Raw genomic sequence first — 17,087 nt, forward strand, 5'->3', positions numbered from 1 at the left:
GCAGGGAATACATGGCGTTATCACGCAAAAAATGGAACAACATCATCATCTTCGCCTCTGTCGCCATGATGGCGATACTGACCCTGCTCGACGGCGAAGCGCCCAGCCTGCCGGAAGATGCGCAGCCGCTGTTCGATAAGGCCGCGCCACTTTATCAACTCCAATATGACAATCTCTGGCTGAGTCAGGGAGGCTTCTCCTGGCAATGTGAGCCCAGCATACTCAACTGCGACAGCTGGGCCGATGCCTGGAGCGAAATCCAAGTCTCGCCGATAGACAAACTTATCCCCCCAGAGTCCAGGCCCCATGAACTGGTGATCCAGATCCAGGAGTTCAAGACACCTCAAATATGGCTGCTCTACCCCCAGGAGGGATTACTCAAATCGCCGTCGGATAACTGGTACCTTATTCCCCCCAGCCTGCGCGATGGACTCAAGCCTGTGATCGATGCCAACACTGATACCAACACTAATACCAAAAATAACGAGTAACCTATGCCCGAATTGCCCGAAGTCGAAGTCACCCGTCAGGGAATATCCCCTCACCTTATCGACCAGGACGTTATTGGCCTGACGGTTCGCAATCCCTCCCTGCGCTGGCCTGTGCCTGAGATAGCCCAGCAAATTGTGGGGCAGCGCATCCGCAGCGTGCGCCGCAGAGCTAAATACCTGCTGATTGATACCGATGCCGGCACCACAATCGTCCATCTGGGCATGTCCGGCAGCCTGCGCATCCTGCCAAAACAGACGCCGGCTGAAAAACACGACCATATCGACCTTGAGCTGGCAAGCGGCAAGATACTGCGCTTTAACGATCCGCGCCGTTTTGGCGCCTGGCTCTGGTGTGAACTGCCGGAAATGGCGCACCCGCTGCTATCCAAACTGGGCCCAGAGCCCCTATTGGCGGCATTTAATGTCGGCTATCTTGCCAAGGCGCTCTCAGGCAAGAAGAAGGCGATAAAGTTGTGTCTGATGGACAATCATATCGTGGTGGGAGTGGGCAATATCTATGCTAACGAAGCCCTGTTTGCCGCGGGTATTCATCCACAAACCGAGGCGGGCAGAGTCGATGCCGAGCGGCTGATGATTCTGGTCACAGAGGTGAAACAGATCCTCAGTAACGCCATCAAACAGGGCGGCACCACGCTGAAAGACTTTACCAATGCCGAGGGTAAACCCGGCTATTTCGCTCAGAAGCTGCATGTGTATGGCCGCGGTGGCCAGAGCTGTACCCAGTGCGGTCACCTGCTGAGCGAGATAAAACTGGGACAGCGAGCGACTGTGTTCTGCTCTCTGTGCCAGCCCAAATGAGTGGGCGATACACTCATAAAAATGCCTGCTATCTAGCAGGCATTTTTTATTCGCTTAATGACATCACTCTTTCAACCAGCGGCCTGGGTGGTCGGTAAAGTATTGCTGCACCCGCTTGGGCTCGGCGCAGCTCGGCATCATCTGATCGGCTGAGAGTAAGATCCAGTTTTCACGATGAGCAACCCCCATGCTGGTGCCAGCAGCCATATCGAAACAGCTCAGCTCAATTTTATCTGGGACAAGTAAATAACGATTGCCTTGCTGCTGCATCCACTGCCAGGCGTTGCGTTCCTGCTCTTCGACCGGACTTAAGTAACTGAAATGAGTGATACTCACAGGCGAGAACAGGATAAACTGCTCCTTAAATTTAATCAGTCCCAGCTCGGCATCCTCGCCTATCACCTCGGCGGTATGCTGCATCAGAGCTCTTGGCGTGCGCATCTCATTAAGCAGGCTATAACCCCAGGTGCTGACAAGTATCCAGCCCAGCGCCGAGATAATGCCCATCTTGATCAGGACAAATCGCGTCCTGAACCACCAGAGTAATCCCAGCCAGCTCACCCCAAGCAGAATAAACAGATAGCCGATATGGGTTAAGTCATCGGTATAATCCGCCAGCGCTTTAACCACTGCCGAGTGGTGCATAAACGCAAGTATGCCAACTGTCAGCACCACAGCGCCCAGGAACCACAACAGGCCACTGACAAACTTTTCAAACCATGCCTTAGGCGAAACACCCGTCAGAATCGCCGAACTGGCCAGCGCCAGCATAGGCAAGGCAGGCAGGATATAGACGTTGCGCTTACCCGGGCTGATACTGAAAAACAGCACCACAAGCGCAACCCAGATGAGAAGAATGGCGATAGTGGGATCGGCTTTAACCTTCTCGACCCACCTCTTCCAGTAAGCCACCAGCAGCAAAGAGATAGGGAACCACATCCAAGGGATCACGCTAAAGACAAAGAAATACCAGGGCTTAATATGATGCCAGGCATTCACATAACGCTCGCCCGTCTGCTTAAACAGAATATTGTTCTGGTAGGCAATTAAGTCAGGCGTCGCCTGAGATTGCACCGTCAACACCATAGGCACCAACCAGCAGGCGATCACCGCTAACATGACGATAGGCCCAGCCAGGCAGCGCCAGGTCAAACGTCCCTGAAAACGACTTCGCTCTTTAAAGGCATAAAAGGCAATGGGCAAGATCATCAGCAGCGGCAAGAAGCCAACGCCTTTAGTGATGATCCCCAGTCCCATAAAGCCCCAGGCGGTAAAATACCAGCGCCAGTGAGGGCCGAGCATAAAGTGGCGGATCAGGCCGTAACATCCCACAGTGATCCAGCACATCACCATAGCATCGATCTGGGCATTTTTGGCCTGCATCAGGAACTGAGGCACCAGCAGCAAGAGCAACGCCGCATTACGTCCGATGCGCACATTCCAAAGCCGGGCGCCAAGATCGAACACAAGAAAGAGGGTTAATATCCCGCACAGGGCATTGGGTAACAGAAACGCCAGTTTCAGATCGCCGGTGATCTGGTAAAACAGGGCGATGGACCACATAAATACCGGAGGCTTATCGGGGTAATATTCGCCACCACGAGTGGGAAACAGCCACTGTCCGGTCGCAACCATCTCTCTGGCGACCTCGACAAAACGTGGCTCATCAGCCGGCCAGGGAGCGCGAAAACCTATCCCCACCAGCAGCATAAGTCCCGCGATCAAGAGGAGAACCGACAATACCTGATAGTAATCATCACTATTGAAACGACGAGCTAAAGATTCCATTTTAAGTCCCTATTCCTCTTCTTCTATCTCCTCGACCTGCTTACGCAGCCGCGAGCGGTAGAGATATGCGCCTATAGCACTGGAGAGAATAAACAAGCCGATACTGACCATTAATTGTGTATGATCCGACAGACCGACACCTGCGCCGGCGAAACTAAAGATAAACATTTGCGGCAAATAGCCGACAAAGCTGCCCAAAATAAAGCCCCTTGCAGGCACATGGGTCGCTCCGGCAAATAGATTCGTCAGCAGATTACTGCCAACGGGCAACAGGCGGATGAGTAAGACTTTTAACCAGGTTTTTTCGATGATCAGCAATTCAAACTTATAGAGTTTTTTGCTGAAGCGGCGTTGCAGCGTCGAGCGGAAGGTCAGTCTTGCAAAATAAAAAGAGAAAATACAACCGATTATCGCTGCCACCGTTGACAACAAACCACCGACCACGCCACCCAAGGCAAAACCAAACACAAAGGCGATGACCTGCCTTGGGCCCCCTACAGCAGTGAACAGAGCCCCAACAAGCAATAACCCCCATACCGCCATGATGCCATGTTCGTCAACCATCTGAGCAACCCAGTTGCTGTCAGTAACATGTTCAAACAGGCCTTGATGGGTGGCAAAGGTCAAGAGCAATAATAAACTGACAATCACCAGGGTTTTATAGACACGCTTTCTCTTAGCCATGGGTGGTTTCTTGCTTAGCAACCTTAGCGATTTTGGCGCGGCGGTTAAGCCACATCACCCCAAGAATATCGACTATCCCCACCCATACTCGATTCCAGGCGGTATATTTAGAAACCCCCTCTTGGCGATCTCTGTGATTCACCACTGAAATATAGACTTCCCCTCCCATGCGGCGCACTAAGGCAGGGATATATCTGTGCATATGATCGAAGTAGGGCAAACTCAGAAAGGTATCCCGGGGGAATAGTTTAAGACCGCAGCCTGTATCGGGCACACCGTCATGCAAGAGTGCATCACGCACCTTGTTGGCGAAACGGGATTGGAAGCGTTTCCAGGCGGTGTCTTTACGATTTTTACGATAACCGGCAATGCAGAAATGCTCGGCACTAATTTGTGGCAACTGAGCCAACATGGCCGGAATATCGGCAGGATCGTTCTGCCCATCCGCATCCAAGGTCACTATATATTGACCCGCCGCATGCTTAACACCAGTGACAATTGCCGTACTTTGCCCAGTACTGGTTTCATGACGAATGGCTCTGGCGACACACTGGGTCTCCTTGGCCGTTCGAATCACTTCACCAAAGGTATCATCCTCGCTGCCATCATCGACAACTACAATTTCGAACTCGGTAAGTCCTTGTAATGATTGGCAGATCTCTTTCATTAACGGGCCTATATTGCCCACTTCATCTTTGCCGGGAATGACGACTGAAATCAAATTAACGCTCCAGATAACTTAAATCGGCTGACCAAATGTCGACTTATACTAGCATCACAATCAACCACTTAACACAGAGATAACATTTGTCTCTGCAAACAAGATCTCCTCTACCGTAAAGCGCTAGATACACTAGAAACGATACTCATAGGTGGCAAACACACTGCCGTTGGTATCTTTTTCAGCCACTTCAAATTCAGATTGCGAGATTGTGCCACCGACACTCATCATGCCTAACCAGATGGGCATACGGTAACTGAGTTCCAGCATCAACAGATCTTCTTTCAATGGCTGAGGCGCCCAGAGACCACCTCGGTTAGCACCATCGTTATTCAACTGAGCATAGCGTAATAATGAGGTAAAGCCTCGGCTATTAACAAACTGGCCTACCACACCTAAGACATAGACCTTGGCATCACTATCATAGGTACTGCCGTAGCTGCGGCCATAGTAACGTGAGCCGCTCTCATAGATGGTGCCCCCATTGGGGTTGTGCTCATAGAAGCAATTAAACACATTAGGATCTGCGCCGCAGAATACCAGCGTATTTGAATATTCAAAAAACAGCTTATATTGCTGACTATCGAAATTGATCCGGGTATCGACACCAAATAAGTTGGCACAATCGGCTAGCTCCCAAGGCATAGGGCCTTTAGAGTCTTCACAGGTGCGCTCAAGATAAAGACCAATAGGAATATCAAACCAGGTGTCGCCATAACGGATATCGAAGCCCGCCATCTGGTTGCCGAGAGCCGACTTTAACGCAGGATCACAGTTGGTACTGCCATCGGGACAAACGCTCTTGCCCGCGAGCGCATCCCATAAACTGGAAAGACCACACTCTTGCCCTTCACCGCAGAACATAGTGGTCCAAGAGAGGCCAAACTCGACCTGTCTTATGGGTCTGATACTGCCACGCACATTCCATAAAAGGGCATCTTCAACGGCTCGCTCATCATTCAGCCAAGTAATACCCGATGTCAGTGTCCAGGGACCTATCCAGGAAAGCCAAGGCGTCTCAAATGCTGCGGAATTATTGCGGCTGATCATCAAGGAGGGTGCGGGGCGAGCATTATTGCTCTTAATTAATCCCGTATCGAAACCTGGGCCCCACCACTGCTCGATAGCGCCAACTGTCATGATCCAGTTGCCCACAACCAAGGCGAGATAGGAATCATCGAAACGAAATTCTTTCTCATCCATAGGATCAGAGTTCGCCGACAGCGCCGCCTTAAAGGCAAAGCGCGACCCCATATATTCATGGGAAACTTTCAACTCACCCTTCTCACGATAATCCGAGCCAAAGTGTTGGAAACGAGCCGCATCAGAGGCCGCGGCCACCTTAACACTGGTGTTGCCTCTATTGGTAATGGCATTCTGATAATAGAAATTCACCCTGGCAAATGCCTTGGCGATGGCCGGACTCAATGTCGAGGGCTCGACCCGACTCAGATCGCCCCCTATGCCCGACCACATCAAGGGATAAGTATTGATAGGAACAGTGATCACTCCAGCATCGGCCAGCGCCTGCATATCGGCACGCAAGTAAATATCGGATACATCGACCCAGGGCGCCGCCTGCAACTGAGCCGAACAGGAAAAAATAGCGCTCACCAGGGTGAAAAGCGAAATTAACAGTGTTTTTATTTTTTTCATCAACAACTTAATCCTGCTGCTGTAGCGCCTTAGCCACGAGTGGATGGACAAACTGGCTCACATCTCCGCCATGCAAGGCGACCTCTTTCACTAAGGTTGAAGAGATAAAGGAGTTCTCTTCGGCTGGGGTCAAAAAGACACTTTCCAGATCGGCACTTAAACGCCGATTCATGTTGGCCAATTGAAACTCATACTCGAAATCAGACACGGCCCGCAAGCCACGAACCAGCACACTGGCCTGCTGCTCTTTGGCAAAATCCACCAGCAAACCTTTAAAACCCACGACTTTGACATTATCCAGATGCGCTGTCACCAATTGCACCAGTTCGACTCGCTCGGCCAGTGAAAACTTGGGTTGCTTAGAAGGGTTGGCGGCAATCCCTATCACCACCTGCTGAAACAGCTTAGCTGCGCGCTCGATCAGATCCGCATGGCCATTGGTAATAGGATCGAATGTACCGGGATAAATTGCTCGGGTATGCACCGCTGCCTCCTTGTCTTATTCGTCTTAATCGGCCAGGTTGAAGAGTCTAATAACTGATAGCCAATCTCGACAACGGATTTTCAAAAATCGAGATACCAAACCACCTAAGCATCAAAAGCTTAGGTAAAGTACCGAGTATACTGTGTTTCAGTCCGTGTTAACATGCCTCAAACACGGCCCCGGTATTTGTAGACCCTAAGGTTAATTTTTAGGTGTTAAGTTGAGCTTTTGCTTCAGCACTGTTGAGCTTACATTAGGCGTGTAATCAAAATAGACCATCTCACAAGTGACTGGCGGGTACTTGCCTTTCCAGTCAGAGCCCACAGAGATAGCGTCAATCTTGTATTGATCGACCACAGCCTGTTTATTCTTATCTACCTGAGGGATCACCTCATCCACATAGCGGTTTGCCTCCAGAATAGAGATCCGTTCCTCGAATGGAATAATGGGTGGCCGCCCCTTAGATTGAATGATCAACTCATCGGTAGAGACACCCACTATCAAATAATCACATAACTCTTTGGTTTTTTTTAATATATTAAGGTGACCCTGATGAAAAATATCGAAACAACCTGAAGTGTACATGCGTCCGAAGGGCTTGTTTGCGCCCCCTGACTGCGGTGCTAAAATCACAGCGCTAAAATCACTCTTGAGGGTTTTCAACAGCTCATCACGATAGATAGGCTCAAGCGCGAGATCATCCCCTAAGCTCGGAGGCTTAGGCCATTGGCTGTCGCTGAACTCCTTATCACAAAATTCCACGGGAAATTCATAACGTGGGATCACATGAAAATGCACAGCTGGGTCTACCATCATCAACATCAAGTAGTTGATTTTGCTGTATTCAAACCGATGCGATAACACCTTCTCTATATCAGCAATAATCTGTTTTTGCTCATCGGCGGCCGCTTCAGAAATCTGCGAATAATGATGCACGCTTTCCTTACAGATTAGGATCATGGCGCCCAGCGTCGGCTGGCCAGGTCTGAGCAACAAGTGCCAATATTGATAGGATTTGATCAGGCTTTCAGGGTATCCAAACTTTCTTAATGTCGCGTGAGGCATAGATATAAACTCTTATAAATTCTACTCATTATTTTACGCTATTCACCCAGAAGCGTCCATGTGTTCACTTGTGGCTTGTAATTAAACTCATCTGCTTTACTGATAGTTTAGTGAGTAAAGGTTTGCGATGCCGATTTAAGCTACTCTATAATTCTTGCGTCCAATAAAATCATAAATCGACCAAGAGAGTCCTATGTTAATCGCTTTCGATCTACTGAATATCTATTATCTCCCTCAATACAGCCCAATTATTAAGCAATTAAAAGAAAGGGGGCATAAGATCCAACTGGTTGGTTATTCGAGTAAAAATGATGTTGACTCCTGTAACGAGATCCTTAGCCAATTCGATGAAGAAGTAATCTGGGTCAAGGATGAAAAAGCAGCTGCCGATCTGTATCAAAAAAATAAGCCGGACTGGGTCTTCTTTGGTAATAAGTTTGATTATCTCGATGAGGTGCACCAATACTCGAAAACGGCACAACTCGGTCATGGCATAGGCCCTAAACCCAGCTATTACCATAAATCCAGCACGCCTATGACGGTGCGTTTTATCGAAGGCAGCCTGAGACTAGAGAAGATTAAACATCTCTATCCCAATGATAATTTCGTCCAGGTAGGTTTTTCAAAGCTGGACCCCATCATCAATGGCGAAGAGCCAGGACTGGATTTTGTGAAATTAGGGCTCGACCCCAACAAGCCTACCCTGCTCTATGCGCCGACCTTTAATCCAAGCTCGCTGGAATGTTTTCCCGATAACTGGCCCCAAGGGTTTCCCGAATACAATATCCTGATTAAGGCGCACTCCATCACGCTGACACGGGATCAATACACCAAACAACGTGCCAAACTGGCTCGCTGGGCAGATTTCGACAATGTCTACGTTGCCGGCAATAATGAACTCTCTCTGCTACCCTTCATGCAAAATGCGGATATCCTCATCAGTGAAGCCTCGAGCACCCTGTTTGAGTTTGCCGCACTGGATAGGCCGGTGATCGTGTGTAACTTCTTCAAGTTAAAGTGGAGCTATCGCGGCATCTTCAAATATCGCTTCCATAAACGTTTTGGCAAAGACAATGTGCTCTACAGCGATATCGGCGCCCATATCAATGATTACAAGGCATTGAGAGAGTGTGTTACGCAGCAGCTAGCTCACCCAGAGCAGTACCATGCACAGCGCCTGCAATACACGACGGATCATGTTGGCCCTAACGATGGTAAGGCGTCGGAGCGGATCGTCGATTATCTCGAAACCCATTAAGAAAAACATTAAGCTAATACATGAAAAAGGCGCCCAGTTGAGGCGCCTTTTACTATCTAGTTATCCATTTCATCTAAGCTTGAGTTTCATCGCACAATGCAAGGTAATTACGCACGGTTTTATCCACTGCGATATGATCGAAAATCTCACAGTGTCCCACTTGGGGATAATGCTCTAGCGCCTCATCGAGTTTAGCGGCCAGCGCAATCACATCGCGCCTTGGCACCAGATAATCGATAAGTTCCTCGGTTAAAATTTCACTGGGCCCGTGAGGACAAAGTGTACTCACCACTGGGGTGCCACAAATAAGCGACTCGATAAGCACAGTAGGCAAACCTTCGTAGTCAGAGCTCAGCACCAAGAGCTTGGCCTGTTTAATCCAGGGGAAGGGGTTTTCCTGAAATCCCGGGCAGATGATGCGATCCTCAACCCCATATTTTCGCGCCAGTTTCTTGGCCTTTTTCGGATTATTACACAGCAAGACTAAAGGCAGCTTATGCTCCATTTGGAGCAGTGCCTTAAACAGAATATCGTGGCGCTTCTGTTTGGCAACCCGACCGACATGGATTAGATAATCCCCCTGGGGAATGGCTGGGTTTACCTGCTGGGCACGCGATCTTATCCCATCAAAATCGAAAGGGTTATAGATGGTCTGTATCGATTTGGGCAGAATGCGGCCACGCTCGATAATCTCCTGCTCTATTCCCTTAGAGACAGTGATCAGGTGTTGGCCATTGAGCGCCTTCTTAGCCCTTAGCTTTCTCAAATAAGACAGCGGCCCGAGTTTACGCTCTCGCTTAAGCTCCTCCTCCATGGCATTGTGTACCACGATATACAACGGCCCGACTCCGGCACGGGTGAGCAGCAGGTTACTCTTATCCAGATTCGACAAGATGAGATCAAAACGACCACACTCAGCCTCTATGGTATCTATCCAGTGGCGCACCTGTTTAACTGATTGGGACAGACGCCACAGACGATCAATATTGCGCACTCCCTTTTCAAAGCAAAAATGCACTGGAATATGTTCTGGCACGGCATAATCGCAGTTGGGCCGCAGGATCAACAGATGAGGCTCATGACCCTGTTTTTTTAGCTCAAAGGCTAGCGTTAACACTATCTTTTCCGCGCCGCCACCCGCAAGGCTGTCGATAGCCAGTCCGATACGTTTAGTTTGCAAAGCTCTCTCCTAATAATGAACTAATCTCGGCCAAACAGATATCCATACCATTAGACTGTGGCTCACCATTCATCTTGTCTTTTAGTCGTGCTAACACCTCTTGCTGCAAGAGCAGATCAAGCTGCTCCACTATGGCGCTGGCATCCTGCTCACAGGAAAGCACTAACCCGCGCTGAGCACAGTGCTTAATCCGGTTAGGCTGATCTTTAGACACGGCAACTGCCAACGTGGGAATTTTTAATGCTATCGCTTGCAACAAGGTATCGCCGCCACTGAGCACGGCAGCTCTGGCGCAAGCCAGTAAATTGATAAACTCAAAGCTGCTTAACTGGTTAATCGCAATTATCCCCTCTAACTCGGGCAGAGGATTAGGGTAATTAGGCCCAAAGACCATCACACTCTTCACGCCAGAAGCTTGATAGTAGCGCTGCGCCGCCTGTGCAAAACGATCCGCTGCCAGCGCATTCCCTCTTCTATGACCTCCAGACCCGGCACTGTAAAGCAGATATTCCTGCGGCTGAAGCTGATATCGGTGCAGCAGAGCCTGTTGCATCGATTGCGTAGGATGAGGGAATATGGCACCAGTAAAAACAGGCGGCCTGCAATCAAACAGCTTAAGCTTCCATCTCTCAAAACCGCTGATATCACCCATCACATACTCTGGCTGCACGACCCAATGACAGTCGGTGACCCGTGCCCGGCCTATTTTCATGCCTCGCGCACGCTTGCGCCTATGTTGACTGATGAAGACCACTTTCGCCCCGCAGTTATGCGCATGTTTGAGCTGAGCCTTTCGACCTGAGGCATCAAAAATCACCAGATCGGGCTTAAATTGCGAGATGACTTGATTGACCTCAACAGTACACAGAGTCGGATTATCGGGAGTTTGATGAGATGGAAAAGGGCAGTCAGCGATATATGATGCATGACGGTTGAGCACAAACTCGATTTGGGCATCTGGCCATTGCGCCAGAATCCCATTGGCAAGGATCACAGAGCGCATATACTCTCCGATCCCCTTTATATCTGATACGGGTACAAACAAAATTTTTGGCGCCATCGACATCGAAGGGTTCCCTAATGCCTACTCACTAGGCAATTGTTAAACATTTCTAAACTCTTAATCACTCAACGTAAAATAATGACTCGTTATAAACTCATTATGATAATCCACTACGAATTCACCCCTTGGCTGCCCGCTCACTCAATAGCCGGGTAATTTCAGCCATACAGATATCCAGCCCGTGCTGGGCCTGCTCTTTCACCATATTGTCCCGTAACTGCGCCGACACCTGAGGCTGTAACAGACCATCAATTTCAGCCAGCATTGCCGAAGCATCCGCCTCACACGTTAAGGCTAAACCACGTGCGACGCAGTGCTTAATGCGTCTGGGCTGATCCTTAGAGACAGGCACAGCCAAAATAGGCACCTGTAAGGCGATGGCCTGGAGCAAGGTGCCGCCCCCGGCAAGAATAGCCGCTTTTGCCCCAGCGAGCAGATTGATGAACTCGAAACTGCTTAGCTGCTTGATCGCGATAACTCCCTCCAATTTCGGCAAAGGCTTGGGATAATTGGGGCCAAACACCATCACACTCACAATACCTGATTTGGCAGAATGTTCCTGGGCGGCTTTAGCAAAGCGATCGACAACCAGCTCATCACCATCCCTATGCCCTCCAGAGCCGGCGCTATAAATCAGGTACTCTTGAGCCTGTATCTGGAATTTATCGAATAATGCCTGCTGTATGGCTTTATCGGGACGAGGAAACAGTGCACCGGTAAAAATGGGCAGCTTGCAATTAAACAACTTCAGCTTGAGCTTTTCCCAAAGCGAAATATCACCGATGGCAAACTTAGGCTGCACCACCCAATGACTGTCGGTCACTAAGGCGCGCCCTATCCTCATCCCCCGAGCCCGCTTACGCTTATGCTGACTGATGAACACCACCTTGGCACCTAGACGGCGAGCATGTTCCATCTGCGCCTTGCGACCCGATGCATCGAATATCACCACATCAGGTTTGACTTGTGATACTAGCCTATTCACTTCTTTGACATGCTTAGTTGGTGAGGTCTCGACAAAATGCACCGGAAACTCACAGCTATCGGCATAGGGAACATGACGATTCAGCACAAATTCGATACGTGCATCAGGCCAACAGCGTTTTATCTCATGGGCAATAATGGTCGAGCGTATATACTCCCCAATGCCTTTTTGAGTAGAGACAGGGATAAACAAAAATGTTGGCGCGGCTGACATCAAATCTATTCCTACAGCCCTGCTATGGGGCCATTATCAAATTTATCTTAATCACTGGCTAACTTGGCTTAAACTACTGCCCTTGCAACAGCACTGCAGTTAGCGAATAAAGTTTATCACTCATGCAAGATTGTGTTGAGCACTCAGGTTCGGGGCTCTTACTCTAGGCTCTGATTATGAACTTAGTGTCTAGCTAAGCGATCGAACTGAGCTATCACAGGCTCAACTTCTATCATGGCCATCAAATTTTCCCCCTTAGCCCGAGTCCCCCAGGGAATATCGCCACTACGCTGACGGGCTATCGCCTCATCATAGACACTGACCACATAATCCAGGCAGGTATAAGGGCCGGTTCGTCCGGGATTAGAATGGGCATAGAGACCTATGACAGGCGTCCCTTGGGTCACTGCCATATGGGCGGGTCCCGTATCAGGAGCGATGACAATACTGGCCCGCTTCAATACCGCCAAAAGTTGCGTCAAGGAGGTCTTACCGACCCAATCCTCAAACTCATGCTTGGCCGCTCGCTGAATATCCTGGGCAAGATCCCGCTCCAGTTGCGCCGGCCCGCCACACAGCAACACACGATAACCCGATTCAAAGGCATGATCGGCAACTTGAGCATAACGCTCGGGCAACCAGTTGCGCTCAGCCTTACTCGCAGCCGCGCAGATCACTAAGGTTTTCTGCCCATCTGGGGTAATCTGGCGGGCAAATTCACTGTCGGAATCAGGCACGGGAATATGCCAGCTAGGAGTAAAATCCACCACCCCAATGGCCTTGGCAAAGCCCATAAACCCCTCCAGCACATGGGGGGTCGCCAGCGGCTCAACCTTATGGTTGGTCACCAGCCACTGTCCCTCTTTGGCTCGGGCACGGTCGAAACCGATACGTTTTTTCGCCGATATCATCAAGGACGCTAGGCTTGCCCTCAGTGCCACCTGCATATGCAGCAGGATATCGAATTTTTGCCCGGCTAGGGCTTTTTTGAGCTCCCGATAGCTGCGCCAACCGAGGGATTTATCGAAAATAACGAAATCGATCCCTGGCAGATGTTTTAACAGCTGATACTCGACCTTACCTATCACCCAGGTGATGGTTAAATGGGGATATTGGCGCTGAATGGCCTGCACCATGGCCACCGCATGGCAAACATCACCAATTGCAGATAAACGTAATAAACATAAAGAATTAGATGATTGCAGATTTAAACTCATAAAATTTAAGATCGCTCGGATTAAGGGTCAGGGTGCTCCGACCCGAGTTTAATGTAGAATAGGTATAGGTTCCATGTTTCGGCGGCATTCAGCCATAAAATATCCCTGACAATGACTCAAATCGCCATTTTTCCCGTAAAGCTTTGCCGCAAACCTTTTCCGCAAAGCTAGCCAAATAAACAAAGTTAAGTTGGCATGCTGAGCTAACGAATATCAGCAGTGTGATTCAAATGCTTTAATAGAAAGCTAAACTTTTCGGCACACACTGAAAATGCAGTACAATGAGCCAAAACTTCTTGCACCATCAACTGAACCGACAATTTATGCAGATTAAAGCCACAGAAACAGGCCATATTGCCTACTGCCAACCTGAAGTAAAGCCTATCACCCCCGACTGGTTTACCTTCGATTATTGGCAGGATCTGGGCAACATCAGCGGTTCTTCTACCGGACGTTATACCACCTGGTTTATCAAACCGGCTCCTATAGTCCATACCCAAACTCAATGGGTGTTGCGCCACTATTATCGTGGCGGGCTCATGGAAAAGTTCAGCCGCGACGCCTATCTCTACACAGGCCTGCATCGCACCCGCGCCATCACCGAACTCAAACTCTTAGCCTTGCTCCATAGCGAAGGGTTTGCAGTGCCTAAGCCAATTGCGGCCCAGGTTCAGCGCAGCGGCATACACTATCGTGGTGATATCATTATCGAGCGGATCCAAGGTGCACAGGATCTACTTGCCCAGCTATCGGACTCGCCTATGAGCGACAGCCTGTGGCAAAAACTGGGAGCCTTAATTGCCACATTCCACCAGCGTGGGGTCTATCACGCCGATCTGAACATCAAAAACATCCTGATCTGTGATGACACCTTTACCCTGATCGATTTCGATCGCGGCGCCATTCGTCCCCCGGCGAAAAAGTGGCAACAGGCCAATCTGGATCGCCTGCTACGCTCCTTCAACAAAGAGAAAGGCAAATTGCCCAGTCTGCATTTTACCGAGCAGAACTGGCAACAACTGCTGACAGGTTACGGCTCGCTATAGATGCAAGGCCAAGTTATACCTCGATTATCCGGCAGGCCATAGCCAACTGCTTAGTGAGGGCGCCTCGGTTGGCTTCAACCACTTTCAGCCCCGCCTCTCGAGCCACCAGGTAGGCTGCCTTATCATCAAATTTCTCTGTCAGATGAAAAGAGAGATCATCGGCAGAGCTCACCAACGCTAGGGCACCTGCATCACGCAACATTTGAGCAATCTCGGCAAAATCCCTGTAGTTGGGGCCCATATAGACAGGCAAACCAAGCGCCGCAGGCTCCAGCGGATTGTGGCCGCCATGCACTATCAGACTACCGCCGACAAAGGCCTGATCCGCCGCACCATAGAAGCTGAGCAACTCGCCCATTGTGTCCCCCAGCATCACCTGGGTAGATAAATCAACCTGTTCCTTTCGGCTTCGCCTTGCTAGGCTTAACCCTGCCGCCTTGATGCGACTGGCCGCCAGCTCAAACTGTTCTGGGTGCCTTGGCACCATCACCAGCAAGGCTTCAGGATAACGGATCAACAGATTCTGGTGGGCGGCAATAATGGCCTCAAACTCGCCGGGATGCACGCTCCCCGCCACCCATACAGGTATCTCCTTCCTTTGCCAATCGCTGCGCAGCGCCATGGCTTTATCTATATGGGTCTGGTCAATGGTCAAATCGAACTTCAGACTACCGCACACCTGCACCTTTTCAGGCGCAACACCCAAGGCGATAAACCGCTCGGCGGCCTGGGCGGATTGCGCCGCGATCCCGTCTAAGGATCTCAGCATAGGCGTGGTTAATTTGGGCCACTTGCTATACTGCTGAGCCGATTTTTCCGACAGCCTGGCATTGGCCAACATCAGCTGCACTCCATGCTTTTTGGCTTGATGCACAAGATTAGGCCAAAGCTCAGTCTCCATTATGATGCAGTGCCTTGGCTGAATCTGCTTAAGAAAGCGCTTAATGCTCCAAGGTAAATCGAAAGGCAGATAGCAATGCTGAACTGTATCACCCAAGGCCTTCACCACCTCGGCAGAGCCAGTGGGACTTGTAGTGGTCACAGTAATACTCAGTTTGGGATATTGCGCCATCAGCTGTTTTATCAGAGGAATAGCCGCCAGAGTTTCCCCCATGGATACCGAGTGGATCAGTAAATCTGTCTGTTTAAGCGCGGTTAGACCAAAACGTTCACCCCAGCGGTGACGGTAATCGGCACTCTTCAATGCCCGAAAAGTTAAATAGAGCAGTAGCAGGGGAAGCAGCAGATACAGCAGAGCCGAATAGAGAGTACGATTCATAAAATAGTGACTTGGCTAAAATAATTTTGCTTAAAAAAGATAATTTTAGCATGCCAAGTCCACATAAACACACCATGACGGCCAATTGGCTGCAGATTGATTGACATTTAAGGTGGGGCTGTTTAACTTGCTAGTCGGCTAAAGCCCAGAACACTATGTCTAAAACATTAAGTCCAGAGCAAGCTGTTTTCTTGCCTCGCTTTTGTTCAGACAGGCTTAGTCATGCTAGGCGCGAGCATCAACTATAATAAACGCGTCCTCTTGTTTATGACCGATTTAGGATCCAGATGAAAACCCGCGATAAAATTGTACATGCCAGTTTAGAACTCTTTAACGAGCACGGTGAAAGAAGCATTACGACCAACCACATCGCCTCTCATCTGGGGATCAGCCCTGGTAATCTCTATTACCACTTCCGCAACAAAGAAGACATTATCCGCTCGATTTTCACCTTGTATGAAGAGCATCTCGAGTCAGGCTTTCAGCCCTATGAGGGGAAAAGAGTCGATATCGATCTGTTAATCGGCTATTTCGACTCTCTGTTTTATACCATGTGGCAATTTCGTTTCATGTACACCAATCTGGTCATCATACTCAATCGCGATGAGCAGCTTAACAGCCATTACAAACAGATACATGAACATGTACTGCAACGAGCTTGCGATATTTTGCGCCAGCTGAAACAGGATGGCATCTTAGTGCTCGATGACAGCGAGATAGTCCCTCTGGCCGACACCATCAGAATGATCGCCTGCTTCTGGATAAGTCACTGTTTGACCCACTCAAAGACAGCGCAGATCACCAAGAACACCCTGTATCAGGGAGTGTTACGTATGTTAATGATTTTTAAAGCCTATGCCAGTGATGCCGCCAAACCAACATTTACCCGTATCGAGCAGCACTATCAGGACTTGGCTCAGAGCGAACAGCAAACGAGTCAGTAACCATCAAAATGGCGCAGCGACAGGCCATCATTTCTGAACAAATATTTTACATTTCAGATTAATTTTTATTATGGGAAATTTGCTCTAGCACTATCTTAGTTAATAGCAATAAAAAAGAGGTGGCGCCAAGCCTATTTAAGGTTAGAATTCGCCCATTCGGTAATCCAATCGTCATAATAAACATCTAACAGAAG

Annotated in this window: 16 protein-coding genes; 5 read left to right on the top strand and 11 right to left on the bottom strand. The window is 49.4% G+C overall.

Annotated elements, in window-relative coordinates; translation table 11 throughout:
* Window positions 1-11 precede the first annotated feature (11 nt).
* Window positions 12-491, top strand: coding sequence for a hypothetical protein (locus tag LZP69_RS14790; protein WP_234201489.1), 480 nt, complete (start codon window positions 12-14; stop codon window positions 489-491).
* A 3-nt stretch (window positions 492-494) separates the two neighbouring features.
* Entirely contained in the window at window positions 495-1,310 is an 816-nt protein-coding gene (gene mutM, locus LZP69_RS14795; RefSeq protein ID WP_234201490.1) for a bifunctional DNA-formamidopyrimidine glycosylase/DNA-(apurinic or apyrimidinic site) lyase, read from the top strand.
* A 63-nt stretch (window positions 1,311-1,373) separates the two neighbouring features.
* On the opposite strand, the gene LZP69_RS14800 is transcribed toward mutM, so the two are convergent.
* The 6 genes from LZP69_RS14800 to LZP69_RS14825 all read right to left on the bottom strand — a co-directional run bounded on the left by LZP69_RS14800 (window position 1,374) and on the right by LZP69_RS14825 (window position 7,708).
* On the bottom strand, window positions 1,374-3,098 hold the full coding sequence (locus LZP69_RS14800) for an ArnT family glycosyltransferase (RefSeq protein WP_234201491.1): 1,725 nt from the start codon (window positions 3,096-3,098) through the stop codon (window positions 1,374-1,376).
* A 9-nt stretch (window positions 3,099-3,107) separates the two neighbouring features.
* Window positions 3,108-3,782, bottom strand: a complete 675-nt coding sequence (locus LZP69_RS14805) for a TVP38/TMEM64 family protein (protein ID WP_234201492.1) — start codon at window positions 3,780-3,782, stop codon at window positions 3,108-3,110.
* Window positions 3,775-4,503, bottom strand: coding sequence for a glycosyltransferase family 2 protein (locus LZP69_RS14810; RefSeq protein ID WP_234201493.1), 729 nt, complete (start codon window positions 4,501-4,503; stop codon window positions 3,775-3,777). The genes LZP69_RS14805 and LZP69_RS14810 overlap by 8 nt, the downstream gene beginning before the upstream one ends.
* Before the next feature lie 132 nt (window positions 4,504-4,635).
* On the bottom strand, window positions 4,636-6,159 hold the full coding sequence (locus tag LZP69_RS14815; protein WP_234201494.1) for a capsule assembly Wzi family protein: 1,524 nt from the start codon (window positions 6,157-6,159) through the stop codon (window positions 4,636-4,638).
* A 7-nt stretch (window positions 6,160-6,166) separates the two neighbouring features.
* Window positions 6,167-6,643, bottom strand: a complete 477-nt coding sequence (gene coaD / locus LZP69_RS14820) for a pantetheine-phosphate adenylyltransferase (RefSeq protein ID WP_234201495.1) — start codon at window positions 6,641-6,643, stop codon at window positions 6,167-6,169.
* Window positions 6,644-6,844: 201 nt separating this feature from the next.
* Window positions 6,845-7,708: an adenylyltransferase/cytidyltransferase family protein gene (locus tag LZP69_RS14825; RefSeq protein ID WP_234201496.1), complete on the bottom strand. Its 864-nt coding sequence runs from the start codon at window positions 7,706-7,708 to the stop codon at window positions 6,845-6,847.
* Between the two features lie 193 nt (window positions 7,709-7,901).
* Between LZP69_RS14825 and LZP69_RS14830 the strand changes: the two genes are divergently transcribed.
* Complete coding sequence (locus LZP69_RS14830; RefSeq protein WP_234201497.1) at window positions 7,902-8,966, top strand: CDP-glycerol glycerophosphotransferase family protein; 1,065 nt, start codon at window positions 7,902-7,904, stop codon at window positions 8,964-8,966.
* Between the two features lie 73 nt (window positions 8,967-9,039).
* Here the strand turns inward: LZP69_RS14830 and LZP69_RS14835 are convergent, their stop codons facing one another.
* The 4 genes from LZP69_RS14835 to LZP69_RS14850 form a co-directional block, all read right to left on the bottom strand.
* Window positions 9,040-10,146, bottom strand: coding sequence for a glycosyltransferase (locus LZP69_RS14835; RefSeq protein WP_234201498.1), 1,107 nt, complete (start codon window positions 10,144-10,146; stop codon window positions 9,040-9,042).
* Window positions 10,136-11,212 carry a glycosyltransferase family 9 protein gene (locus LZP69_RS14840; RefSeq protein WP_234201499.1) on the bottom strand — a complete coding sequence of 359 codons (1,077 nt, stop codon included), beginning with the start codon at window positions 11,210-11,212 and terminating at the stop codon, window positions 10,136-10,138. The genes LZP69_RS14835 and LZP69_RS14840 overlap by 11 nt, the downstream gene beginning before the upstream one ends.
* A 115-nt stretch (window positions 11,213-11,327) precedes the next feature.
* The gene (locus tag LZP69_RS14845) at window positions 11,328-12,407 is read right to left on the bottom strand and encodes a hypothetical protein (protein WP_234201500.1); all 1,080 of its coding nucleotides are present in this window, start codon (window positions 12,405-12,407) and stop codon (window positions 11,328-11,330) included.
* A gap of 182 nt (window positions 12,408-12,589) precedes the next feature.
* Window positions 12,590-13,624, bottom strand: coding sequence for a glycosyltransferase family 9 protein (locus LZP69_RS14850; protein ID WP_234201501.1), 1,035 nt, complete (start codon window positions 13,622-13,624; stop codon window positions 12,590-12,592).
* A 323-nt stretch (window positions 13,625-13,947) separates the two neighbouring features.
* On the opposite strand from LZP69_RS14850, the gene LZP69_RS14855 reads away from it, so the two are divergent.
* Window positions 13,948-14,670, top strand: a complete 723-nt coding sequence (locus LZP69_RS14855; protein WP_234201523.1) for a 3-deoxy-D-manno-octulosonic acid kinase — start codon at window positions 13,948-13,950, stop codon at window positions 14,668-14,670.
* A 13-nt stretch (window positions 14,671-14,683) separates the two neighbouring features.
* On the opposite strand, the gene waaA is transcribed toward LZP69_RS14855, so the two are convergent.
* Window positions 14,684-15,949, bottom strand: coding sequence for a lipid IV(A) 3-deoxy-D-manno-octulosonic acid transferase (waaA, locus tag LZP69_RS14860; RefSeq protein WP_234201502.1), 1,266 nt, complete (start codon window positions 15,947-15,949; stop codon window positions 14,684-14,686).
* 287 nt (window positions 15,950-16,236) lie between these two features.
* On the opposite strand from waaA, the gene LZP69_RS14865 reads away from it, so the two are divergent.
* Window positions 16,237-16,893 carry a TetR/AcrR family transcriptional regulator gene (locus tag LZP69_RS14865; protein ID WP_234201503.1) on the top strand — a complete coding sequence of 219 codons (657 nt, stop codon included), beginning with the start codon at window positions 16,237-16,239 and terminating at the stop codon, window positions 16,891-16,893.
* Window positions 16,894-17,087: the final 194 nt, after the last annotated feature.

Origin of the sequence: Shewanella sp. AS1, assembly GCF_021412565.1 — a bacterium.
Taxonomy (GTDB): domain Bacteria; phylum Pseudomonadota; class Gammaproteobacteria; order Enterobacterales; family Shewanellaceae; genus Shewanella.